This window comes from Lonsdalea britannica (assembly GCF_003515985.1).
Lineage (GTDB): Bacteria > Pseudomonadota > Gammaproteobacteria > Enterobacterales > Enterobacteriaceae > Lonsdalea > Lonsdalea britannica.
In genome coordinates this window covers 1,859,068-1,882,155 of record NZ_CP023009.1, presented here as the reverse complement: position 1 = coordinate 1,882,155, position 23,088 = coordinate 1,859,068, and the positions used below count along the sequence as shown (strand labels likewise).

21 protein-coding genes, 1 pseudogene and 1 riboswitch are annotated in these 23,088 nt (G+C 52.2%); of the genes and pseudogenes, 15 read left to right on the top strand and 7 right to left on the bottom strand.

Annotated features, from left to right (window positions below; translation table 11 throughout):
* Positions 1-9: 9 nt before the first annotated feature.
* Together CKQ53_RS08745 and CKQ53_RS08740 are read right to left on the bottom strand one after the other, a co-directional pair.
* Positions 10-531, bottom strand: a complete 522-nt coding sequence (locus CKQ53_RS08745; protein WP_085652229.1) for a gluconokinase — start codon at positions 529-531, stop codon at positions 10-12.
* A 213-nt stretch (positions 532-744) separates the two neighbouring features.
* Complete coding sequence (locus CKQ53_RS08740; RefSeq protein ID WP_085652267.1) at positions 745-1,245, bottom strand: TIGR00645 family protein; 501 nt, start codon at positions 1,243-1,245, stop codon at positions 745-747.
* A 685-nt stretch (positions 1,246-1,930) separates the two neighbouring features.
* Here CKQ53_RS08740 and CKQ53_RS08735 point away from each other — a divergent pair.
* From CKQ53_RS08735 to ydfZ, 5 genes are all read left to right on the top strand, one after another.
* Positions 1,931-2,545 carry a helix-turn-helix domain-containing protein gene (locus tag CKQ53_RS08735; RefSeq protein WP_085652230.1) on the top strand — a complete coding sequence of 205 codons (615 nt, stop codon included), beginning with the start codon at positions 1,931-1,933 and terminating at the stop codon, positions 2,543-2,545.
* Positions 2,546-3,415: a queuosine precursor transporter gene (locus CKQ53_RS08730; RefSeq protein WP_085652231.1), complete on the top strand. Its 870-nt coding sequence runs from the start codon at positions 2,546-2,548 to the stop codon at positions 3,413-3,415.
* Between the two features lie 4 nt (positions 3,416-3,419).
* Positions 3,420-4,262, top strand: coding sequence for an NADPH-dependent 7-cyano-7-deazaguanine reductase QueF (queF, locus tag CKQ53_RS08725; protein WP_094117803.1), 843 nt, complete (start codon positions 3,420-3,422; stop codon positions 4,260-4,262).
* A gap of 179 nt (positions 4,263-4,441) precedes the next feature.
* Positions 4,442-5,641: a multidrug efflux MFS transporter gene (locus CKQ53_RS08720; RefSeq protein ID WP_085652233.1), complete on the top strand. Its 1,200-nt coding sequence runs from the start codon at positions 4,442-4,444 to the stop codon at positions 5,639-5,641.
* A gap of 174 nt (positions 5,642-5,815) precedes the next feature.
* Positions 5,816-6,022, top strand: a complete 207-nt coding sequence (gene ydfZ / locus CKQ53_RS08715) for a putative selenium delivery protein YdfZ (RefSeq protein ID WP_085652234.1) — start codon at positions 5,816-5,818, stop codon at positions 6,020-6,022.
* Positions 6,023-6,093: 71 nt separating this feature from the next.
* Here ydfZ and alkB read toward each other — a convergent pair whose 3' ends face one another.
* Positions 6,094-6,750 carry a DNA oxidative demethylase AlkB gene (alkB, locus tag CKQ53_RS08710; RefSeq protein WP_094117804.1) on the bottom strand — a complete coding sequence of 219 codons (657 nt, stop codon included), beginning with the start codon at positions 6,748-6,750 and terminating at the stop codon, positions 6,094-6,096.
* 532 nt (positions 6,751-7,282) lie between these two features.
* Between alkB and fumA the strand changes: the two genes are divergently transcribed.
* Positions 7,283-8,926: a class I fumarate hydratase FumA gene (gene fumA, locus CKQ53_RS08705; protein ID WP_094117805.1), complete on the top strand. Its 1,644-nt coding sequence runs from the start codon at positions 7,283-7,285 to the stop codon at positions 8,924-8,926.
* 386 nt (positions 8,927-9,312) lie between these two features.
* A pseudogene (locus CKQ53_RS18715) lies at positions 9,313-9,525 on the top strand (hypothetical protein).
* A 133-nt stretch (positions 9,526-9,658) separates the two neighbouring features.
* On the opposite strand, the gene ribB reads toward CKQ53_RS18715, so the two are convergent.
* The gene (gene ribB, locus CKQ53_RS08695; protein WP_085652238.1) at positions 9,659-10,312 is read right to left on the bottom strand and encodes a 3,4-dihydroxy-2-butanone-4-phosphate synthase; all 654 of its coding nucleotides are present in this window, start codon (positions 10,310-10,312) and stop codon (positions 9,659-9,661) included.
* A 127-nt stretch (positions 10,313-10,439) separates the two neighbouring features.
* Positions 10,440-10,606: riboswitch (FMN riboswitch) on the bottom strand.
* A gap of 162 nt (positions 10,607-10,768) precedes the next feature.
* Between ribB and ubiK the strand changes: the two genes are divergently transcribed.
* Positions 10,769-11,062 carry a ubiquinone biosynthesis accessory factor UbiK gene (ubiK, locus tag CKQ53_RS08690; protein ID WP_085652239.1) on the top strand — a complete coding sequence of 98 codons (294 nt, stop codon included), beginning with the start codon at positions 10,769-10,771 and terminating at the stop codon, positions 11,060-11,062.
* A 158-nt stretch (positions 11,063-11,220) separates the two neighbouring features.
* On the opposite strand, the gene zipA is transcribed toward ubiK, so the two are convergent.
* On the bottom strand, positions 11,221-12,123 hold the full coding sequence (gene zipA, locus CKQ53_RS08685; RefSeq protein ID WP_176223453.1) for a cell division protein ZipA: 903 nt from the start codon (positions 12,121-12,123) through the stop codon (positions 11,221-11,223).
* Positions 12,124-12,343: 220 nt separating this feature from the next.
* Here zipA and cysZ point away from each other — a divergent pair, with 220 nt between their 5' ends.
* From cysZ to crr, 5 genes are all read left to right on the top strand, one after another.
* Entirely contained in the window at positions 12,344-13,114 is a 771-nt protein-coding gene (gene cysZ / locus CKQ53_RS08680; RefSeq protein WP_085652240.1) for a sulfate transporter CysZ, read from the top strand.
* 146 nt (positions 13,115-13,260) lie between these two features.
* The gene (cysK, locus tag CKQ53_RS08675) at positions 13,261-14,229 is read left to right on the top strand and encodes a cysteine synthase A (RefSeq protein ID WP_085652241.1); all 969 of its coding nucleotides are present in this window, start codon (positions 13,261-13,263) and stop codon (positions 14,227-14,229) included.
* 425 nt (positions 14,230-14,654) lie between these two features.
* Positions 14,655-14,912, top strand: a complete 258-nt coding sequence (ptsH, locus tag CKQ53_RS08670) for a phosphocarrier protein Hpr (RefSeq protein WP_026738658.1) — start codon at positions 14,655-14,657, stop codon at positions 14,910-14,912.
* Between the two features lie 48 nt (positions 14,913-14,960).
* Positions 14,961-16,688, top strand: a complete 1,728-nt coding sequence (ptsI, locus tag CKQ53_RS08665; RefSeq protein WP_085652242.1) for a phosphoenolpyruvate-protein phosphotransferase PtsI — start codon at positions 14,961-14,963, stop codon at positions 16,686-16,688.
* A gap of 40 nt (positions 16,689-16,728) precedes the next feature.
* On the top strand, positions 16,729-17,238 hold the full coding sequence (gene crr, locus CKQ53_RS08660) for a PTS glucose transporter subunit IIA (protein ID WP_085652243.1): 510 nt from the start codon (positions 16,729-16,731) through the stop codon (positions 17,236-17,238).
* A gap of 445 nt (positions 17,239-17,683) precedes the next feature.
* Here crr and CKQ53_RS08655 read toward each other — a convergent pair whose 3' ends face one another.
* Both CKQ53_RS08655 and CKQ53_RS08650 read right to left on the bottom strand, forming a co-directional pair.
* On the bottom strand, positions 17,684-19,033 hold the full coding sequence (locus CKQ53_RS08655) for an ATP-binding protein (RefSeq protein WP_094117806.1): 1,350 nt from the start codon (positions 19,031-19,033) through the stop codon (positions 17,684-17,686).
* Positions 19,034-19,035: 2 nt separating this feature from the next.
* Positions 19,036-19,716, bottom strand: coding sequence for a response regulator transcription factor (locus CKQ53_RS08650; protein ID WP_085652245.1), 681 nt, complete (start codon positions 19,714-19,716; stop codon positions 19,036-19,038).
* A gap of 184 nt (positions 19,717-19,900) precedes the next feature.
* Here CKQ53_RS08650 and CKQ53_RS08645 point away from each other — a divergent pair, with 184 nt between their 5' ends.
* Both CKQ53_RS08645 and CKQ53_RS08640 read left to right on the top strand, forming a co-directional pair.
* Positions 19,901-21,106 carry an efflux RND transporter periplasmic adaptor subunit gene (locus CKQ53_RS08645; RefSeq protein ID WP_085652246.1) on the top strand — a complete coding sequence of 402 codons (1,206 nt, stop codon included), beginning with the start codon at positions 19,901-19,903 and terminating at the stop codon, positions 21,104-21,106.
* Between the two features lie 3 nt (positions 21,107-21,109).
* Positions 21,110-23,083 (top strand): MacB family efflux pump subunit, encoded by a 1,974-nt coding sequence (locus tag CKQ53_RS08640; RefSeq protein WP_118894897.1) that lies wholly within the window; start codon positions 21,110-21,112, stop codon positions 23,081-23,083.
* Positions 23,084-23,088: the final 5 nt, after the last annotated feature.

Sequence of the window (23,088 nt, the reverse complement as noted above, 5' to 3'; positions counted from 1 at the left end):
TTCCTCCGTTTAAGCACGGCACGCTCTCCCACGTACCGCCATGACGCAGCGCTTCACTACGTCATCAAAACTGCCATCTATACTGACCGTGATCACATCGGGTTCGTTGTTCCCCGGTACTTCCAAAGTATCGAACTGGCTCTTTAAGAGCGCCGCAGGCATAAAATGGCCTTCGCGGGCCATCATGCGAGCCAGAACCAGTTCGAAGGAGCCGGAAAGATGGATAAAGGTGACATGCTCGTTACCCGAGCGGATTTGATCACGATATTTCTTTTTCAGGGCCGAACAGACGATAACGCCGGTTTCATTTTTTCGTTCAAGGCTGAAGGCCGCATCGCGGATACGCTCCAGCCACGGGGCGCGATCATCATCATTTAGCGGGTCTCCCCCCGCCATTTTCAGGATATTATTGCGCGGGTGCAAATCATCGCCGTCGATAAACTTGGCGCCGATAGCCTTCGCCAGCGCTTCGCCGACTGATGATTTCCCCGTACTGGACACGCCCATCAGAATAAAGCTTTGACCCGCCATACTTCCTCTCCACCCATCGAATAAAAACGGTTATGTCAATAATCGTAGCACCGTTACCGGTAACATGTTACCGGTAACAATATAGAGTTGTGACAAAACGCTCAAAATGACCTGGAGAGGACTCGCGCGCCACAGAGGCGGTCCGCCGCGGCGAACGCGCCTGACCCTGTGGACGAGGGCTTGCGTGACGGTCAAACGTTGGCGCGCCAGGGGTTAGTGGTCTTTGTCCCGGCGCGACAGCTGGTCCAAATAGCCCATCACGAATGCGGACAGCACAAAAGTCAGATGGATAATTACGTACCACATCAGCTTGTTGTCGGCGACATTGCGGGCATCCATAAACACGCGCAGTAAATGGATAGAAGAGATTGCGACGATAGAGGCCGCCACTTTGTTTTTCAGTGAACCGGAGTCCATCTTGCCGAGCCAGTTCAGTTTCTCTTTGCCCTCGTCAATATCGAGGGCCGAGACGAAGTTTTCATAGCCTGAAAACATCACCATGACCAGTAAACCACCCACCAGTGTCATATCCACCAGCGACAGTAGCGTCAGGACCAGATCAGATTCCGCCACGGAAAAAATGTTGGGCAGAACATGCCAGATCTCCTGAAAAAACTTGATGGTCAGCGCCAGCAGTCCCAGCGATAAACCAAGATAAACCGGAGCCAACAGCCACCGGGCGGCGTACATCGTATTCTCAAGAAAACGTTCCATAGTACTCATCAGTCGCAGGTAGAAAGGAAGCATGATAGCGAAAATTCGCGTTTCGGTGTTACTTCCTTGTGAACGAATGTGCGCCTCTTGGGTGACCGGCGAATCACGATAGAGCGGCGCACCACTGGCATCCACCCTGGACTTCGCAGAATTAAGGCTAACAGAGAGAAGACGAGGGAGGAAAGGATAAGCGTTGAGCGACGAACAATCATGTTGCCGCGCCGCCAGATGTTTACGGCAACGCGGCAATATGATTGGCATGGCTAATGATATCGGGTCAATGGATCTTGAATGATATTTCCTTCATTCATTCCTACCTAAGTTCCCTGGTGTTGGAATTAGAATGACTCTGTCTCGAATAAAGAAATCACGGCAATAGTTATTTAATCAATAATGACTATCATAAATACATAACAGCATTATGCATCGTGAGTATCTATCTGAGCTTTTTAAACATTAACGCAGCAAAAAACGTTTAGTCAACAGATAAGTTGACGTAAAACGAGCTTTAGTGTTCACTTTTCAACAAACCAAAAATAATGACAGGGAGAGTGTGTCGATTAAGGCTTTTGTATGATGATTTAACCGCTGAATTCGACAAGAAATTACGCCCCTCTGGATGCGGACAAATGCTGTTTTAGCGTAAGATAAACGGGTAAGAGGTGTTATTGCGTAAAGGATGTCTATGAAAACAACGAATGCTCAACGTAAAACCAACATCATCAAGAATATTGAATATTTGATGCGGACTCGCGGGGAAACCAAAGCCTCATTTTCAAACCGTACCGGTGTGACCCGCACGACTATCTACAAAATTCTCGATGGGCGCGTGAACAACGTACAGCAATCTACCGTGAATCGTATTTCCGATTTTTTCGGCCTGTCGTGTGAAGAAATAGAAGATTACGATCTGGAAAAGATCGAACAGCTTAATAATACCATTTCCTACGAGGGTAATAAAAATCCGGCTGCGATTCCTATTATTCCTCAATCTGATTTATTAGCATCACAAGATAAGAAAATAGGTCAACTGGCGATTCAATATCCGCTCACTTATTTCTTTGGCGAAGAGTCAAATATGTTAGCGGTCAGGATTGAATCCGCTATCAATGACCAATTCTCACCGAACGATGTCATTATTATCAAGCGTCCGCCGGCCCTGGTAGTTAATACCCCCTCATTGTGCTATTCGCAGGCAGAAGGTTTTATTATTCAGCCACCAGAGGGAAACATATCCTTTGAAAGGAAAAGATCCAGCCATATAGAACTGCTGGGCTATATCATAGAGGAAAGACTGTAAATGGAATCCAACAGAAAGTTTAAACTACTGGGATTTAACCATAGCGGCGAATTGTCAGCCAATATCATGGTGCTGGCCACAGGCAAAACCATCAGCATGGATTTAAAAGAGCTCGTGGACAACGAAATCTCAGATGATTTCAGCCGTCATGAGCTCAATGCTTTATATAAAAAGCTCTACAACAGCAAAGACATCACGACCGTTTACGACATCAGCGACCGCAACGATCGCTCATGGCACGCCTATCTGCTGATCAGCATCGCGCTGAGCGTTATTTATATTTTCTCGACCATTGCCGGGGTGAAGCCGGTCTTCGTGCCCGCACTCAACATGGTGGTGCCGCCCGCCGTTTTCGTCTATCCCATTACGTTTATTCTCGTGGATATCCTTAACGAATTTTATGGGCTGAAGTTGGCGAGGCGAACGATCCTCATCACTTTTTTCGCCAACCTCGCGTTCGTTCTCGGCTTGTGGGTGACCAGCCTGATCCCGGGGCTGCCGCAGTGGGAATACGATCATACTTACAACGGTATCGTGCACAGCATCATGGCGGTGCTGGTGGCGTCTTCGCTCGCCTATCTGGTTTCTGAAAACGTTAACGCCTACGTTCTGTACAAAATCAAAATCATGACGAAGTCGCGCTATCTGTTCATTCGCGTCATCACCAGTACAATTACCGCATCAGCGGTGGACAGCGTTATTTTCTGCACCGTGGCATTCTATAATGTGCTGAGTTTTGACGTGATCAAAACCATGATCCTGTCTCAATTCATGATTAAAGTTGTTTATGCAGTGCTGGGCGTCGGCCCGATTTACGGCACGCGGAAACTGTTCAGAAGCTATATCAACGCCGCTCCGGCAAGGAAATGATCTTATGCATATCATGGAAAAAGATAAAATTACCCATCTTGGCGTTCGCTCCAGCTATCCCGATCAATACGATCCGGAACTGTTGGAAGCGCTGCCTCGTGCCAATGGGCGGGAGCTGGTCGGCCTGACCGACGCCGAGCTGCCTTTCACGGGCTATGACCTCTGGACGGCCTTTGAGCTGTCGTGGCTCAACAAGAAAGGCAAACCGATGGTTGGCGTTGCCGAATTCCACGTTCCCGCCTCTTCGGTAAACCTGATCGAATCCAAGTCGTTCAAGCTGTACCTCAACAGCTTTAACCAGACGCGCATGCGCGATATCGAAACGCTGTTGTCCACGCTGGTGACCGATCTTTCCGCCGCCGCGCAAGGCCAAGTTAAAGTCAATATTTATCCTGGGCTGACTGGCTATCCGGCGCAAATCGACGGTCTTCCGGGCACCGTCATTGACGATCTGGATATCGAAGTGAACGACTATTCATTCAACCCGGATTATCTGAAATACGCCGTTGCCGAAAATGCGCCGACGGTGAGCGAAACGCTGAGCTCCAACCTGCTCAAATCCAACTGTCTGGTGACCTACCAACCGGACTGGGGCAGCGTAGTGATAAAATATGAAGGAAAAAAAATCGATCCGGAATGCCTGCTGCGCTATCTGATCTCGTTCCGCCAGCACAATGAGTTCCATGAGCAATGTGTCGAGCGTATCTTTAATGATATTCAGCGCTACTGCCAGCCGCAGAAGTTGACGGTTTTCGCGCGCTATACGCGACGCGGCGGTCTGGATATCAACCCATTCCGCAGTAACTTCGAAGATAGCCATACGGTAGGCCGATTGGTCCGTCAGTGAGGCTCCTCGCCGCCTATCCTGACCGGAGAGGCGGCGTCATCATTTCCTATTCGCTTCCTCCTGGTTCGTGCTTCCTTCCTCCTGCCTGTTATTCTTTGATATACAAAAACCATTTCACGTTGTGGGTAAAACAGCCATACTGACTATTCACAGTCTAAGTAACTTCATGTCCTGACCTTATGGAAAAATGGAAACTTAACCTCTTCTCCGCTTGGGTAGGGTGCTTTTTTACCGGCATGGCCATGAGCCAGATCCTGCCGTTTTTGCCGCTGTATATCGAGCAACTCGGCGTTCACGATCATGCGTCTCTGAATCTGTGGTCTGGGCTGATTTTCAGCTCTTCCTTCATGATTTCCGCCATCGTCGCCCCCCTGTGGGGCAGTCTGGCCGACCGCAAAGGGCGCAGGCTGATGCTACTGCGCGCCGCCCTCGGCATGTCGATCGTCATGGGGCTGCAAGGGATGGCGACCAGCGTCTGGCATCTGTTCCTGCTTCGCGCCTTGATGGGGCTCACTTCCGGCTATATCCCTAACGCGATGGCGTTGATCGCCTCTCAGGTTCCTCGTGCCCGAAGCGGTTGGGCTTTGGGGACACTGTCGACCGGACAAGTCTCCGGCGTGCTGATAGGACCAATGCTGGGGGGATTCATGGCGGACCACTTGGGGTTGCGAACGGTATTTTTCGTGACGTCCGGCCTGCTATTTATCTCTTTCCTGATTACGCTGTTCGCCATTAAAGAGAATTTCGTCAAAGTCAGCAAAGCCGACCGACTGTCCGGCAAGGCGGTCTTCGCGTCTCTGCCCTATCCGATGCTGATTGTCAGCCTTTGTATCACCACCATGATGATACAGATGGCCAATGGTTCGATTAGCCCGATACTGACGCTGTTCATCCGTGAGCTGTCGCCCAACATTGAGAATATCGCCTTTATCAGCGGGGTCATTGCCGCCGTTCCAGGGGTATCGGCGTTAATGTCTGCGCCCCGACTGGGCAAGCTGGGTGACCGCATCGGTTCTCAGCGCATCCTTATCGTCGCGCTGTTGTTCAGTGCACTGCTGTTTTTCCTGATGTCGACCATTCAAAGCGCAACCCAGTTGGGGATCCTGCGCTTTATCCTGGGCTTTGCCGATGGTGCGCTATTGCCCGCAGTGCAGGCGCTGCTGGTGAAATACAGCAGCCAGCAGGTCACCGGACGCATTTTTGGCTACAACCAGTCCTGTATGTATCTGGGGAATGTCGTCGGCCCCCTGCTCGGCTCCGGCATTTCGGCCACCTTGGGATACCGCTGGGTCTTTTTGGTGACATCGCTACTGATTGTCATTAACGCAATTCAATTGATCTTCAGCTTCAAACGGCTGCCTAAAAACGCGAACTCCTGATGACCGACAGAACAAACGCCACTCATGTGCGTTCGTTCTGCCGTTTTTAACGCGTCCCGTCACAAACCCTTGGATTAATAGAGCAATTAATCATAACCATACTAATATCATGGTCTATCCCCATACCTAGCAGTAGGATCAGTTGCGTTGTCTGTCATCAAAAGGAGGCAAAAAATGTACACCGCATATGATCGATACAGAAACCCGCTCAGCACCGGTTGCCGAGTCATGCAAGATGGCTCCCGCACGGTCGGTACCATCGCCGCAATCCATGCGGAGAACTTAAAACGTGAAGACGTCCGTCAGGCCAAATGCGTTGAACTACAGGGCGTAAATGGCTTTTTTGCACCGGAAGAACTGATGCGACTGGGGCGTACCTGATCGTTCTCCATCGGGCGCATTTGACGCCCGATGATCGTTTAAAACTATCCCAACATGTATTCGCCCTCCGTTCAGCGAACTCTGCGAAACGTCAGGTTAAACCGATATTCTCCCGGCATGTCACTGGGTAATGGCCCCGGCTTCAGCGGCTGAATCGCGTGGTAAAATAACCGTGACTCCCCACCCCAGACCACCGCATCGCCATGAGAAAGTAGAACTCGCTGGCAGGGATCGCTACGCTCTCGTCCCCCAAACAGAAAAACGGCATTCAACCCCAATGAAAACGAGACGATAGGCTGCTCAAGATCGCGCTCGTCCTTATCCTGATGAAGCGATAAACGCGCGCCCAATGAGTATCGATTGATCAGACACGCATCGGGTTGAAATCCCGGGAAACCCGCCTCTTCGGCAGCGGCCGTCGCTAACGGATAAAAGAGAGGCGGCATATCGGGCCAAGGGTGGCCAGAAAGCGGATCGTACGCATCGTAACGATAACCTCGATCATCGCTCACCCATCCTAAGGGACCGCAATTGCTCATCGCCACAGACATGCTGTAGCCGCCCGGGGTGATCAGGTGTCTGAAAGGCGCGGAATCGCTCACCTGCTGGATACCGTCTAATAACGTGCGGGCTTCGTCCCAGACATAACCGCGCAGCACCACGGCTCCCGGCGCCAGTTTCTCCGTACGGCGCTCAGGTTGTTCATCAGCAAACAGATCGAAGTTCATGCGTATTCCTCTGTGAGTACAGCGTGGCTCTGCCCGACCTCCCGAGGACTAATAGAATCAGGCTTGAAATGAAGCGTAGACGTTAGCGCAGCACACGTGTTTTCAATGCCGGATGCACGCCACTACGATCATTTTATAGAAGAAAAAAGAAGATGTTAGGGGATAAGTAATAATGAAAATGCAGGGCTATAATGCGTATTTTTATTTTCTGGCGCATGTTCTCGCTTGATTTTATTTATTTAAATTAAACAAATTAATTAACTTAAATATTATTTTTCAGAGTACATCCGACTGAATTCTCGCCGAATGAAACAAGCCTATCGCTATTTTCCATGAAAACATGACGGAGATTAATAATAATGTGCCCCGCATACGTAGCACTCGTGGAAATAAAACCATAACATTGTAGCGTCTATTACTTTTGTCGCAGCACGAAACGCACCGCTCTAATGATAAAGACTGCGCAAAACACGCCGCCAGGGCGATAAAACTGAATGAATTCATAAACTATACGGCCTTAAGTGAGAAACCAATGTCGAATAAAACTTTTCATTACCAAGAGCCTTTTCCCCTCGGTAAAGATAAAACCGAGTATCGTTTGCTTTCCAAGGACTATGTTTCCGTCACGCAGTTCGACGGTCAGGACATGCTGAAAATCGCGCCGGAAGGACTGACGCTGCTCGCACAGCAAGCCTTCCACGATGCTTCGTTCATGTTGCGTCCCGACCACCAGCAGCAGGTCGCCGATATCCTGAGCGATCCGGAAGCGAGTGAAAACGACAAATATGTCGCACTGCAATTCCTGCGCAACTCGGAAATCGCCGCCAAGGGCATTTTGCCGACCTGTCAGGATACCGGAACCGCAATCATTGTCGGCAAGAAAGGCCAGAACGTCTGGACCGGTGTCAACGATGCGGAAGCGCTGTCGCATGGCGTTTACAACACCTTTATCGAAGACAACCTGCGCTATTCCCAGAACGCACCGTTGGACATGTATAAAGAGGTTAACACCGGAACTAACCTGCCGGCGCAGATCGATCTCTACAGCACGGAAGGCGAAGAGTACAAGTTCCTGTTCGTCACCAAGGGCGGCGGCTCTGCCAACAAAACCTACCTGTATCAGGAAACCAAAGCGCTACTGGCCCCAGGAAAACTGAAAAACTTTCTGGTAGAAAAAATGCGCACGCTGGGCACCGCAGCTTGCCCGCCGTATCACATTGCTTTCGTCATCGGCGGCACTTCAGCGGAAACCACCCTGAAAACGGTCAAGCTGGCCTCCACGCACTACTACGATGAACTACCGACTGAAGGCAACGAACACGGTCAGGCTTTCCGTGACACCGCGCTGGAGCAGGAATTGTTGGAAGAAGCCCGTAATCTGGGTCTTGGCGCACAATTCGGCGGTAAATACTTCGCGCATGACATTCGCGTGATTCGTCTTCCGCGCCACGGCGCATCATGTCCGGTCGGTATGGGCGTATCTTGCTCCGCAGACCGTAACATCAAAGGCAAAATCAACCGCGACGGTATTTGGCTGGAACAGCTGGAGCAGAATCCAGGCAAATACATCCCGGCACATCTGCGTCAGGCTGGCGAAGGCGAAGCGGTCCGCATCGACCTTAACCGGCCGATGGATGACATCCTCACCGAACTGTCTCAGTATCCGGTCTCTACGCGCCTGTCTCTGACCGGTACGATCATCGTAGGACGTGATATTGCTCATGCTAAGCTGAAAGAACGTATCGACAACGGCGAAGGCCTGCCTCAGTACGTTAAAGACCATCCAATTTACTACGCAGGCCCGGCCAAAACACCGACTGGCTACGCCTCCGGTTCTTTGGGGCCAACCACCGCGGGTCGTATGGACTCCTACGTCGACCTGCTGCAGTCTCACGGCGGCAGCAAGATCATGCTGGCCAAAGGCAACCGTAGCCAACAGGTCACTGACGCGTGTAAAAAACACGGTGGTTTCTACCTCGGCAGCATTGGCGGTCCTGCCGCAATCCTTGCGCAAAACAGCATTAAAAGCCTGACCTGCGTCGAATACCCAGAACTGGGTATGGAAGCGATTTGGAAGATCGAAGTAGAGAATTTCCCGGCATTCATCTTGGTGGATGACAAGGGCAACGATTTCTTCCAGCAGATTCAAGCTAAAGCCTGTAATCGCTGCGGCTGATAGTACTTTATCCTGACGCTGAGACAGGTCAGGCATTTCGGGGGGAAGCGTCTTGCTTCCCCTTATTCATCTTTTAGCGCTTATTGCTTCCTTTCCTTCTCTCACCTTCCTCTCCCTTGTTTTGACACTCTTTCTTCCGGCCTTATTCACAACCCAATCAATTAACGCATTCAAAATGCAACTTTATATTTTTCAATGTATCCCCCCGATGTCATGGGGAATTCGCTATGTAATTGAGATCACTATGAACGCATTGAAATGCGACACGCAAACGCCGGAATGGCATATTGTCAGACGCAACCGACCACCTTCGAGCAAGAACATCTCGGCGATATTCGGGCCAGTGAGCATGATATCAATCTCGCCGACATTGATGATGCCGCGATATGATTTTGTCGACCGTCGTGTTTATGCTTATCGATCGTTACCTCATTCCGGCCATTATTCGGAATATGCAGCAGTATACTGTCGACAGGGGATAAAACCTGATTGTCGCAACGATGTCGACCGATGATTATTCCTGCCCTCAGCCCTTTTCATTGACGTTTAAAGAGGAAGAACTACGCCGCCATGACGAAGTATGGGAGATGGTGAAATAGCATCGGGATTCGGGGAGTTGCATAAAATGGGTGCGGATGAGAAGCATATCAAACTGCGTTTCGCCACGCTGCTCGGTCGCAAACCACATTGAAGACACTGCCGGGGACCCGCCCCGGCATAGCACAGACGCGATTAGCTGGCTTTCAGCTCGGTCGCTTTGCGGTAAGCCACCAGATCTTCGATAGTCAGAACCGGCATATCGTGCTGCTGACCAAAGGCGATCACCTCCGGCGCGCGCGCCATGGAACCGTCGTCATTAGTCAGCTCGCATAGCACCCCAAACGGCTTTAGACCCGCCAGCGTCATCAAATCGACTGTCGCTTCAGTATGGCCACCGCGAACCAGTACGCCGCCAGGCTGAGCACGCAAAGGGAAAACGTGACCGGGGCGATTCAGATCGCTGGCGCGGGCATCGTCGGCCGTCGCGGCACGCACGGTGGTCAGGCGGTCTGCGGCAGATACGCCGGTCGTCACGCCTTCAGCCGCTTCGATTGTGACCGTAAACGCCGTTTGATAATGGCTGGAGTTGTGCTCAACCATCATCGGCAATTCCAGTTTTTGTCTGCGCTCGTCAGTCAGGCACAGGCAAACAATCCCACTGCCGTGGCGAATGGTCAGCGCCATCTGCTGGACGGTCATATGTTCGGCGGAAAAAATCATGTCGCCTTCATTTTCACGATCTTCATCGTCAAGCACCATGACGCCACGCCCTTGACGCAGCGCTTCAAGCGCACGTTCAACGCGTTCAGTCGGTGTACCGTATTGAGAAAGCAAAGTCTGATTCATGGTAAAAAACCCTCACTATTTTCTATGGATTACCAGAATCAGGGCTAACTTGAGGAGTGGCATCGAAGGCATGGAAATACGATCAATGCTAAAAAAATAACGCGGGCAGGCTCAGCCTGACGGATACCGTTACTCTCTCCCATCCGGACTTTAACCGTCGGCCCCGGAATTTCACCGGATCTGCTGACCTCAAACCAAATATGACAGCCTGAGCGCTCGCGGGCTTCCAACCTCATACGTTGTATGGACTGGTTTACCGCCGGTGGGGAATTACGCCCCGCCCTGAGAATAAGCGGGTTTACTATAACGCTAACGATTTTGCAGGGCAACGGGTATAAGGGCTCTCATGAGCAATAACCGCTGCGCTGGCGCAGTTTAGGTTTATACAATGCCTGGCAGGCATTACACTTAGCTATTAGCAGCACTCTTTCCGTCTAACCCATCAGGAAAATCATCATGATTGACCCTAAAAAGATAGAGCAAATCGCCCGTCAGATGCACGAATCCATGCCCAAAGGGATTCGGGAACTTGGCGAGGATATGGAGAAAAAGATCCGTCAGGTTCTGCAGTCGCAGCTATCCCGTCTGGATCTCGTCAACCGGGAAGAATTTGATGTCCAGACACAGGTTCTGCTACGCACGCGTGAAAAGCTGACGCGACTGGAACAGCGACTGGACGAACTGGAAGCCAAATCCGCATCGACCGTAGAACCCAAAGCAGAGCCGCCGGTCGCGCAAGGTCAAGAATAGCTGCTCACCCCAAGCTTGAGAAAGAAACCAGAGTCGGTTTAGTTTTCCTGCTAACAACTGGCTGTCATGCGACCCAGGCAGATCCGACGCAAAGAAAAAGCCTCCGCAGGCGGAGGCTTTTAACTGTGTTTTTTAGCCAACACGGCAACGCTGAACCGTTAGTTGAGCACTTCGCGGATACGTGACTTATACACTTCAACCTTTTGCGGCGTCATCATTCGACGCTCATCGTCCAGCACCACGCCACCAACATCGTCCGCGATACGCTGCGCTGATTGCAGCATCAGTTTGAAGTTCTGATTGGCATCACCATATGACGGCACCATCATAAAGATGGACACGCCCGGCGTCGAAAACTCAGACATGTCGTCAGGATTGAAAGAGCCGGGTTTCACCATATTGGCCAGGCTGAACAGCACCGGTCCGCCGCCAGCTGGATTCACGTGGCGATGGAAAATATTCATCTCGCCAAACTGGAAACCCGACTGAAGAACGCTTTGCAACAGCAATTCGCCGCCGATAACGCCGCCCTGATGGGCCGCGACATGAACCACCAGAACCGCTTCTTTAGCCGCTGGCTCGTCATTGGCAGGAGCTGATTCTTCTTGCTCTTCCTGCAGGCTGGCCATTTTGGCTTCACGCTCTGCCACCGTTTCCGAATCGGAATGCGAGTCTGCCGCCAGCTCACGCTCGGCCACATCAATCCGCGACGGCTCAGCAGAGTTCGTTTCGCCCAGTAGCGGATCGTAATTTCCTGAAGCTGATTCCGGCTCATGAGACGTCAATGGAGGCTCGTCCACCGCGCGTCCTTGAACGCTCGCTGTCGGACGAGCCGCAGGAGGCGTACTTTTAGGGCGCACGGGCTTAACCCGTACTTCGCCAACGCCTTCATCCAGCGTTTCGAAAGGCGTTTCGTCCGGATCCTGCTTCAAACGCTTCACAGGACGATCGCGAAAAAGGGACGAACGCTCTTTACGGCTGGTCCACAGGCCGTGCAGCAGCAGTGCTATAATAGCGATCGCGCCAACAACGATTAATATCAGACGCAAGTCCTGCATCATTGCTATCCCAGTTATTCCAATACATTGCCACTATGGCATATACATATATCACTAACTGTATTTGCCCGTGTACACAAGTGCAAGTCTGGCCGACAGTTTATGACAATAAAGATGGCAAGTGCGCACTTTTTTGCTGTTTTTTCATGCAAAAACGGGCTAGCCAGCACAATATCGTCCCGATATGATGCCGCCATCTTCAAAGAACAATGAGAATAAGAGTATGCCTTACGCCCAAGAACGCCAGAACCTTCGCAGCGGTTTCCACTATTTCGTGCGAGGCTGGAAATTGCTTTCGCTGCCGGGAATCCGTCGATTCGTGGTCTTGCCGATGCTGGTCAACATTTTGCTGATGGGCGGCGCCTTCTGGTGGTTGTTCCAGCAATTAAACAGCTGGATTCCTCAATTGATGAGCCATGTCCCTAACTGGCTGCAGTGGCTGAGCTATCTGCTCTGGCCTGTAGCGGTCATTTCCATCCTATTGGTCTTTGGCTACTTTTTTAGCACAGTGACCAATTTTATCGCGGCGCCGTTTAACGGTCTGCTGGCGGAACAACTGGAAGCCAGGTTAACCGGCGTCGCGCTACCGGATAGCGGCATCTGGGGCATCGCTAAAGACACCCCGCGCATTATGCGACGTGAAGTACAGAAACTCGGCTATTATTTACCGCGAGCGCTGGTGCTGTTTTTACTCTATTTCGTACCGGGCATCGGTCAAACGGTAGCGCCTATCCTCTGGTTTATCTTTAGCGCCTGGATGCTAGCGGTGCAGTATTGCGATTATCCGTTCGATAACCATAAAGTCAGCTTCCCGGTCATGCGCCAGACTCTGCGGCAGCACAAAATCAGCAACCTGCAGTTCGGCGCGTTGGTCAACCTGTGCACAATTGTCCCAGTGCTCAATCTGATCATCATGCCCGTCGCTGTATGCGGGGCAACGGCGCTATGGGTAGATCGTTACCAGCATTTATCCAACGTGTTGAAAGCAAAATAAACCGCGCGGAACCGGGACAGGAAATAATGAAAATATATTTCCTAAGAACATAACGATATAGCGATTGCTTACTTCACTGGCTGTGTTGAAAAGGTATTCTCTCTAGCGTTCACAAAAATTACATACAGCTATTTAAAGGACGGGCTATGAGCAAGATCTACGAAGACAATTCTTTCACAATCGGCCATACGCCGCTGGTTCGGCTGAATCGCATTGGTAATGGACGCATCCTCGCCAAAGTGGAGTCTCGCAACCCTAGTTTCAGTGTTAAATGCCGTATTGGTTCTAACCTGATTTGGGATGCGGAGAAACGCGGTGTTCTGAAGCCCGGCGTAGAACTGGTTGAACCGACCAGCGGCAATACCGGTATCGCTCTGGCCTACGTGGCCGCCGCTCGAGGCTATAAATTAACGCTGACCATGCCTGAAACCATGAGCATCGAGCGCCGTAAACTTCTGAAAGCGTTAGGCGCCAATCTGGTGCTGACCGAAGGCGCGAAAGGCATGAAGGGCGCGATCGCAAAAGCCGAAGAAATCGTCGCCAGCGATCCTCAGCGCTACCTGCTCCTACAGCAGTTCAGTAACCCCGCGAACCCGGAAATCCATGAAAAAACAACCGGGCCCGAAATCTGGGACGATACGGACGGCGAAGTTGACGTTTTCATCGCGGGCGTTGGCACAGGCGGTACATTGACCGGCGTCAGCCGCTACATTAAAAATACCCAGGGCAAAGCTATTACGACTGTCGCGGTGGAACCCGTCGACTCTCCTGTTATTACTCAGGCCCTCGCGGGCGAAGAAATCAAGCCGGGTCCCCACAAGATTCAGGGGATTGGCGCAGGTTTCATCCCAGAGAATCTGGATCTCAAACTGGTAGACCGCGTAGAACGTATTAGCAATGAAGATGCTATCAGTACCGCACGTCGTTTGATGGAAGAAGAAGGCATCTTGGCGGGAATTTCATCTGGCGCAGCCGTCGCCGCAGCACTTAACCTGTTGAAAGAAGACGCCTTTAAAGACAAAACCATCGTGGTCATTTTGCCCTCTTCCGGCGAACGTTATCTGAGTACCGCTTTGTTCGCCGATCTCTTCACTGAGCAAGAGCTTCAGCAGTAACGGCTTGGCCTCGGATAAGTAATCGGCATGTTACAAAAAGCACTCTTCGGGGTGCTTTTTTGTGGGCCACGTCAAAGTTTGTAAGTATGGTGGATTGCATTTCCAGCCCAGGTTTAGTATTTAACCGGACAATTATTTTGATGCGTGAAATTAATATCCGTCTTCACCCCTGAAAATTTCATGATTGAGCTCAACGCGAGTCGAGTTGCCAAACGGTATTCTGATTCACCTGTGTGACAATGGTTGAAACGCTTGGGGTGGTTTACTGATATTGTATTCAAGGCAATGTTTATGCGTTCCTTGCCGCATCCCGGCCTGCCCCTGTAACATGCGCAGGGCGTTAACCAAACAGGCTAAAGTTCAGTCGATAAACTAGACTTTAGTTCCACAACATTTATCTAATCCAATAAGTTGGGGAAAACCGAATGTTCCAGCAAGAAGTAACTATTACCGCGCCAAATGGCCTCCACACCCGTCCCGCCGCTCAGTTTGTTAAAGAAGCTAAAGGCTTTGTTTCTGACATCACTGTCAACTCCAACGGTAAAAGCGCCAGTGCTAAGAGCCTGTTCAAATTACAGACCCTCGGCTTGACTCAGGGCACAGTGGTCACGATCTCCGCTGAAGGTGAAGACGAGCAAAAAGCCGTTGAACATCTGGTTAAACTGATGGCTGAGCTTGAGTAACAGTAGCCGGTCTCTTTAGTGCACATCAGTATTAAGTAAGGTAGGGTTATGATTTCAGGTATATTAGTATCACCCGGGATTGCTTTTGGTAAGGCGCTGTTACTGAAAGACGATGAGATCGTCATCAACCGGAAAAAAATCACTGCGGAACAGGTCGATCAGGAAGTCGAGCGTTTTCTGGCTGGCCGGGCGAAAGCCTCTCAGCAGTTGGAAGCGATCAAAAACAAAGCAGCGGAAACACTGGGGCCCGAGAAAGAAGCTATCTTCGAAGGTCACATCATGCTGTTGGAAGATGAAGAGTTCGAGCAGGAAATCATATCCCTGATTAAAGATGACCACGCATCTGCAGACGCGGCGGCTTCTTCTGTTATTGAAAACCAGGCCAAAGCATTGGAAGAACTGGATGACGAATACCTGAAGGAGCGCGCTGCCGACATGCGTGACATCGGCAAGCGCCTGCTGAAAAATATTCTCGGCATGAATATTGTCGACCTGGGCGATATTCAGGACGAAGTGATTCTGGTTGCTAACGATCTGACCCCGTCTGAAACCGCTCAGTTGAATCTGAAAAAGGTGCTGGGCTTCATCACCGATATCGGCGGCCGCACATCTCACACCTCCATCATGGCGCGTTCTCTTGAACTGCCCGCGATTGTCGGTACGTCCGATGCGACCAAACAGGTTAAAAGCGGTGACTTCCTGATTCTGGATGGCGTTAACAACACCATTTACCAGAACCCGAGCCAGGACATCATCGACAAGCTGAAAGAAGTTCAGCAGCAGTTCATCTCTGAAAAACAAGAGCTGGCTAAACTGAAAGATCTGCCGGCGGTCACGCTGGACGGACATCAGGTCGAAGTCTGCTCCAACATCGGTACCGTGCGCGACGTCGCAGGTGCTGAGCGTAACGGCGCGGAAGGCGTTGGTCTGTACCGTACCGAATTCCTGTTTATGGATCGCGACTCGCTGCCGACTGAAGAAGAGCAGTTCCAGGCGTACAAAGCCGTAGCAGAAGCCATGGGCGCTCAGGCAGTCATCGTTCGTACAATGGACATCGGCGGCGATAAAGATCTGCCGTACATGAACCTGCCGAAAGAAGACAACCCGTTCCTCGGCTGGCGCGCGATCCGTATCTGTCTGGACCGTAAAGAAATTCTGCATTCTCAGCTGCGCGCAATCCTGCGTGCTTCCGCCTTCGGCAAACTGCGTATCATGTTCCCGATGATTATTTCCGTCGAGGAAGTGCGTACGCTGAAAGCTGAACTGGAAATGCTGAAAGCGCAGCTGAAAGAAGAAGGTAAAGCCTTTGATGAATCCATCGAGGTCGGCGTGATGGTGGAAACACCTGCCGCAGCCACGATCGCCCATCATCTGGCTAAAGAAGTGGACTTCTTCAGTATTGGGACAAACGATTTAACCCAGTATACTCTGGCTGTAGATCGCGGTAATGAGCTGATTTCTCATCTCTACAATCCGATGTCCCCGGCAGTCTTAACCCTGATCAAGCAAGTGATTGACGCCTCTCACGCAGAAGGCAAATGGACAGGGATGTGTGGTGAGCTCGCCGGTGACGAACGTGCTACACTACTGTTATTGGGAATGGGTCTGGATGAATTCAGCATGAGCGCCATCTCAATCCCTCGTATCAAGAAAATTATCCGTAATGCCAATTACGGTGATGCGAAGGCGCTGGCGGAACAGGCATTAGCCCAACCGACGGCGGAAGAGTTAAGCAATCTGGTAAACCGGTTCATTAAAGAAAAGACGCTTTGCTGATCCGCCATGCTGGCCCAATATTAAAGCTTAGGAGAGAATCATGGGTTTGTTCGATAAACTGAAGTCTCTGGTTTCTGATGATAAAAAAGATACCGGCAGCATTGAGATCATCGCCCCGTTGTCCGGCGAAATCGTGAACATTGAAGATGTGCCTGATGTTGTTTTCGCCGAGAAAATCGTCGGTGACGGTATTGCTATCAAACCGAACGGCAACAAAATGGTTGCTCCGGTAGATGGCACCATCGGGAAAATTTTCGAAACCAACCATGCCTTTTCCATCGAATCCGACAGCGGCATTGAGCTGTTCGTTCACTTCGGTATTGATACCGTTGAACTGAAAGGCGAAGGCTTCAAACGCATCGCTGAAGAAGGCCAACGCGTCAAAAAAGGCGACACGATCATCGAATTCGATCTGCCGCTGCTGGAAGAAAAAGCGAAATCTACACTGACGCCCGTTGTGATCTCCAATATGGATGAAATCAAAGAGCTGACCAAACTGAGTGGTTCTGTTGTCGTCGGCGAAACGCCGGTGATTCGCATCAAGAAGTAATAACGACTCGGTTTATACATCAACGGCGCTTAGGCGCCGTTTTTTATTGCCTGCGATTAGGCCCCCCCTCGCCAAAGTCTTTGCCGAGGAAAATTTCCAGCAAGTCGAGCCCACCTCATTGATGCTCTCCAAAACCTGCGTTTACTTCGCCTACCGACTGCCTCTCCTCTTCATCGTATTTGATAATACCCCCTGTTCCTTTTCCGCCGTCTAAAACACGGCCGTCAGTCGGAGGCTTAGCCTCCTTCCTGTGACATTTAGCGCTCAATCGGACCACTTGATTAAGATGAAAGAAAACGGCGATGGGAAGGGATCCGCGAGGCAGCAGAATCAGGGAGTATTGGATTTCAGAGAAACGAGGCGGGCAGGAATCAGCCCCAGCAATAGCGGGGACTGATTGCCACGGCGGCAAGGAAACAGCAGCAAATAGCGTTTCTGGACGCCCCTATTTCCAGCGAGGCAGGCTGATACGAATCAGTAGCCCATTCGGCTCCCGATTCATCGCTTCAATACGACCACCGTGTGCCAGCACCGCTTTACGGGCTATCGCCAGCCCCAGTCCATAGCCTTTACCAGACTGTGGAGAGTCGATACGAATGAACGGATCGAAGATGCTGGACAGTTTGCCCTTCTCTACTCCCGGTCCGCTATCGGCAACATCGATAGACCATTCCCGCTCGCTTTGCTTCAAGGTGACGGTGACCGCCTGCCCCTGTGAAGAAAAACGAAGGGCGTTTCTGATGATGTTATCAAGCGCGCGGCGCATCAACTCCGCCATACCTTTGATGGTGTAATCTTCGTATTCTCCGGAGTGGAGAATAATCTCCACGCCCGGCACCTGCCCTTCATAGCGGGCATCGTTAACGACGGCATTCACCAGCCCCAGCAGGTCGAAGTACTCCTCATTGACGGCGGCATTTTCGGTACGCGACAAGGTCAGCAACTCGCCGATCATCTTGTCCATCCGCTCCGCCTCACGCTCAATACGTTGCAGACAGCTTTCCACATGACTGTCGTTTTGCCGCGCCAGACCGATCGCCAACTGCAGACGCGCCAACGGCGACCGCAGCTCATGCGACACGTCGTGCAGCAGTTGCTCCCTCGCGCTCACCAGCACTTCGAGACGTTCCACCATCGAGTCGAAGTCCCGCGCTACCTCGCTGATTTCGTCATGACGACGCCGCATTGCCGGCAGCAATCGCACAGAGAGGTCGCCCTGAGCGACTTGACCAAAGCCCGCGCGCAGTTGGTTCAGCGGTCTGGCCAGATTCCAGGCCATCATAGCGCTGAATAATAGCCCGCTGATGGCGCCAATCCACAATATTGGCCCCGGGATATGCAGATAGCGCTGTAGCGCGGGCGGAGCAAAGCGGAACTCTTTTCTTAGCTCTCCGATATCAAAACGCAGCAGGTAGTGTTCACCATCCGGACCGATCACCTGCTGTTCATCCATCGCTGGTTTGTCGCCCACCATCATGTCGTCCGGCAGCAGCGGTTCCGTATTATCATCTTGCGGTAACTCCGCCTCGGCATCATCCAGCGTAGAGGCAGAAATATAACCGCGTTCGCTCTCCGGCCAGCTCGACATCTCCTCATCCAGCGCGGAAACGCCCCCCCGTTGCAAAGCCTCGGACGCCAGCGTCATCTGTAAGGCGATGACGTGCTTACCCAACCTGATCTCAGGCGGTTCATTACGGTCACCGTAGAAAGAAAAGCCGACCCACAGCAATTGCGAAATCACAATCAGGGTCAGCCACAGCCCGACCAGGATCTTCCAGAAGAGTCTTCCCTGCATAATTAGCGGATCCGATAGCCGACGCTGCGCACCGTTTCTATCGTCAGGGTACTGCCCTCCAACGCGCTGAGTTTCTGACGAATATTGCTGATGTGAACGTCGACGCTGCGATCATACGCTTCGCGGCGGCGCCCCAGACATTTCTCCGACAGCTCATCTTTTGTCACCACACGGTCTGGCGAACGCATCAGCAGCTCCAGAAGATTGAACTCGGAGGCCGTCAGATCAAACGAAACGCCGCGCCATTCGCTGTCGCGGGTGGAGGTGTTCAACGTCAGTTCGCCGTAGGAGACCGAACCGGTATCGCTGATTTTTTCCGGTTTATCTTCATAACGCCGCAGGACGGCACGCAGTCTTGCGACCAATTCCCGCGGGTAACAGGGTTTGGGGACATAATCATCTGCGCCCATTTCCAGTCCGATAACGCGATCAATGTTGTCGCCTTTCGCCGTCAGCATGATGATTGGCAACTGCTGGCTACGACGAACCTGACGCAGCACGTCGATCCCGCTCATGTCCGGCAGCATGATGTCCAGAATCATGGCGGTGTACTGATTGGACATCGCGCCGTCAACGCCCTCTTTACCGGTCAGCACCTGCTCGGCGTTAAACCCTTCAGCCGTGAGGTACTCACACAGCATACTGCCCAGTTCGGCATCATCATCTACCAGTAAAATTTTCATCTTATGTTCCCGTATGTTCGTATGAAACCTATTTTCAGGTGTGCCAGTATCTTACGCAGCTGTATTTACAGATTACTTACTTTTCATTTAGACAAATATGACGTGGGGCTTTCGATAAATAGAGTAAATTGGTGACTTTACTATGCTTTATGTCTTCGGCCTTACTAAGGACACTGAAGTTTTGATGAAATTCCGTTTACGACCCGCCCGCTTAATTTTAATTATACTGCTCGCTATCCTTCTTGCCCTGCTCTCACTGTTTTTGCTACGTCCAGAAAGCAAAGTTAACTATATCACTACCCCTGTCGCCATTCGGGATCTGGAAAAAACCGTGTTGGCCGACGGCACAATTGAAGCGCAAAAGCTGGTTAGCGTCGGTGCTCAGGCATCAGGACAAATCAAAGCATTGCCGATTTCATTAGGCGATAAAGTCCAAAAAGGACAGCTACTGGCCGAAATCGACGACCTGACCCAGCAGAACGAGTTCAAGGACAGTCAGGCGGCGCTGAAAAACGTGCAGGCCCAGCGGACCGCTAAACTGGCGGCGCTAAGAAATAATCAGCTGAGCTGGCAGCGCCAGGAAATGCTGATGCGAAAAGGCGTCGGCGCGCAGGCAGACTATGACAGCGCCCGTGCGACGCTTGATGCCACTCAGGCCGAAATCACCGCATTGGACGCCCAAATCATTCAGGCGCAGATCGCCGTCAATACCGCGCAGGTCAACTTGGCCTACACCAAAATCACGTCGCCGATGGACGGCACCGTCGTCGCCATCCCGGTCGAAGCTGGGCAGACGGTCAACGCCGCGCAAAGTACGCCGACCATCGCCAAAGTCGCCAACCTGAAGACCATGACCATCCAAGCGCAGATCTCCGAAGCGGACGTAATTAAGGTCAAACCAGGCATGTCGGTGTGGTTCACGATCCTCGGCGATCCGGATAAGCGCTATCAGGCCACGCTGCGCGCTATCGAACCGGCGCCGGAATCGCTGAGTTCCGATACCTCAACCTCAAGCAGCAGCAGTTCCAGCAGCAGTAGTAGCAGCTCGTCGTCTTCCAGCACGGCGGTCTACTACAATGGCCTGTTCGATGTCGACAACCCCGAAGAAACCCTGCGCATCTCCATGACGGCACAGGTTTACATCCTGCTGGATACCGTCAAGAACGCGCTGGTTGTGCCGATGACGGCGCTGCATAACGAGGCAGGAAAAACGCAGGTGCAGGTCGTGGACGACAAAGGGGATATCCATGCCCGGCCGGTTACCACCGGCATCAGCGATAATGTCTTCGTCCAGCTCACTTCCGGCGTCATCGCCGGCGAAAAGGTCATCGTCAGCCAACAAGCCGGCACGACCGGCGGTCGGTCGGGCAGGCCGCCGATGGGGTTCTAAACCATGACAACGCCTTTATTACAGCTCAGCCACGTTTTTCGCCGTTTTGCTAACGGCGAAAAGACGGTCGACGTCCTGAAAGACATCAATCTCACGATCCAATCAGGTGAAATGGTCGCTATCGTCGGGGCCTCCGGGTCGGGAAAGTCTACCCTGATGAACATTCTTGGCTGTCTGGACAAGCCCAGTCAGGGCGACTATCTGGTGGCAGGAACCTCCACGCTGACGTTGGATAACGACAGTCTGGCCGCGCTGCGGCGAGAACACTTCGGCTTCATTTTCCAGCGTTATCATCTGCTGAGCGACCTGACGGTACAGGACAACGTGGAGATCCCAGCCGTCTATGCTGGTAAAGCGCGTAATGAACGCCAGCAACGCTCGCTCGCGCTGCTGACGCGTCTGGGGCTGGAAGAGCGTCTGAACTACTCGCCTAACCAGCTTTCCGGCGGTCAGCAGCAACGCGTCAGTATCGCCCGCGCCCTGATGAACGGCGGGAACGTCATTCTGGCCGACGAGCCGACCGGCGCGCTGGATAGCACCAGCGGCAACGAAGTACTGACGATTCTGAAAGAGCTGCACCGTCAGGGGCAGACGATTATCATCGTCACACACGATATGCAGGTGGCGCAGCAGGCAGAACGCATTATTGAAATTCATGACGGTGAAATCATCGGCGACCGTCAATGCTCTCCCTCAAACGCTTCCGCCGTCCCCATTCCTGAACAGGCAACAGTCGCCGCCTACACCCCCTCGCCAGCCAGCCCTTCGTTCTCCCAGTGGTACGGACGCTTTACCGATGCGTTCAAAATGGCGCTGCGCGCGATGAGCGCCCAACGAATGCGTACCTTCCTGACGATGTTGGGCATCATCATCGGCATCGCCTCCGTCGTATCGGTCGTCGCCCTGGGGAAAGGCTCCCAGCAGCAGGTTTTGGACAGCATCAATGAGATGGGCACCAGCACGCTGGAGATTTTTCCCGGCAAAGACTTTGGCGATATGCGGTCCGGTGCGATCCAAACGCTGAGGGCCAGCGACATTAAACCGCTGTCGGCACAGCCCTACGTCCACAGCATTACCCCCTTGCTTTCCTCCAGCGTGACGCTGCGTTACCGCAATGTTTCGCTGACCACCACCGTGAACGGCGTCGGCGAACAGTTTTTTACCGTTCGCGGCTACACCCTGTCGGAGGGCGTATCATTTCCCTCCCACAGTATCGACACGCTGGCACAAGAAGTGGTGATCGATCAGAACACGCGGGATAAGCTGTTTTCGCATGGCGAAGATCCCCTGGGGCAGGTCATTCTGCTCGGCACGCTGCCGTGCCGAATTATTGGCGTGGCCACACGTCAGCAAAACGGGTTCGGGAGCGATGAAAGCCTGAATGTCTGGGTTCCTTACACCACCGCCATGTGGCGACTGGTGGGACAGTCCTATCTGCGAAGCATCACCGTCCGCGTCAAAGACAATGTCGATCTCAGCGTCGCCGAGCAAGGCATTACCCAGGAGCTGACGCGCCACCATGGCAATAAAGACTTCTTCGTAATGAACACCGACAGTATTCGGCAGGCTATTCAGAAAACCGGCGCCACGCTGACGCTGCTGGTATCGCTGATTGCGGTGATTTCACTGATTGTCGGCGGTATTGGCGTGATGAATATCATGTTGGTGTCGGTGACCGAGCGCACCCGGGAGATTGGCGTGCGCATGGCGGTAGGCGCGCGCACCAGCGATATTATGCAGCAATTCCTGATCGAAGCGGTGCTGGTGTGCCTGTGCGGCGGGCTGTTGGGCGTCGTGGTTTCGCTGCTTTGCGGCGGACTATTCGGCCTGCTGGTCAGCAGCTTTTCCCTCGTGTATTCGCCCGCGTCTATCGTCGCCGCGTTCGTCTGTTCCAGCCTGATCGGCGTGATTTTCGGCTTTTTCCCCGCCCGACGCGCCGCCAACATGCAGCCTATTTACGCGCTGGAAAGGGAATAGCCGAG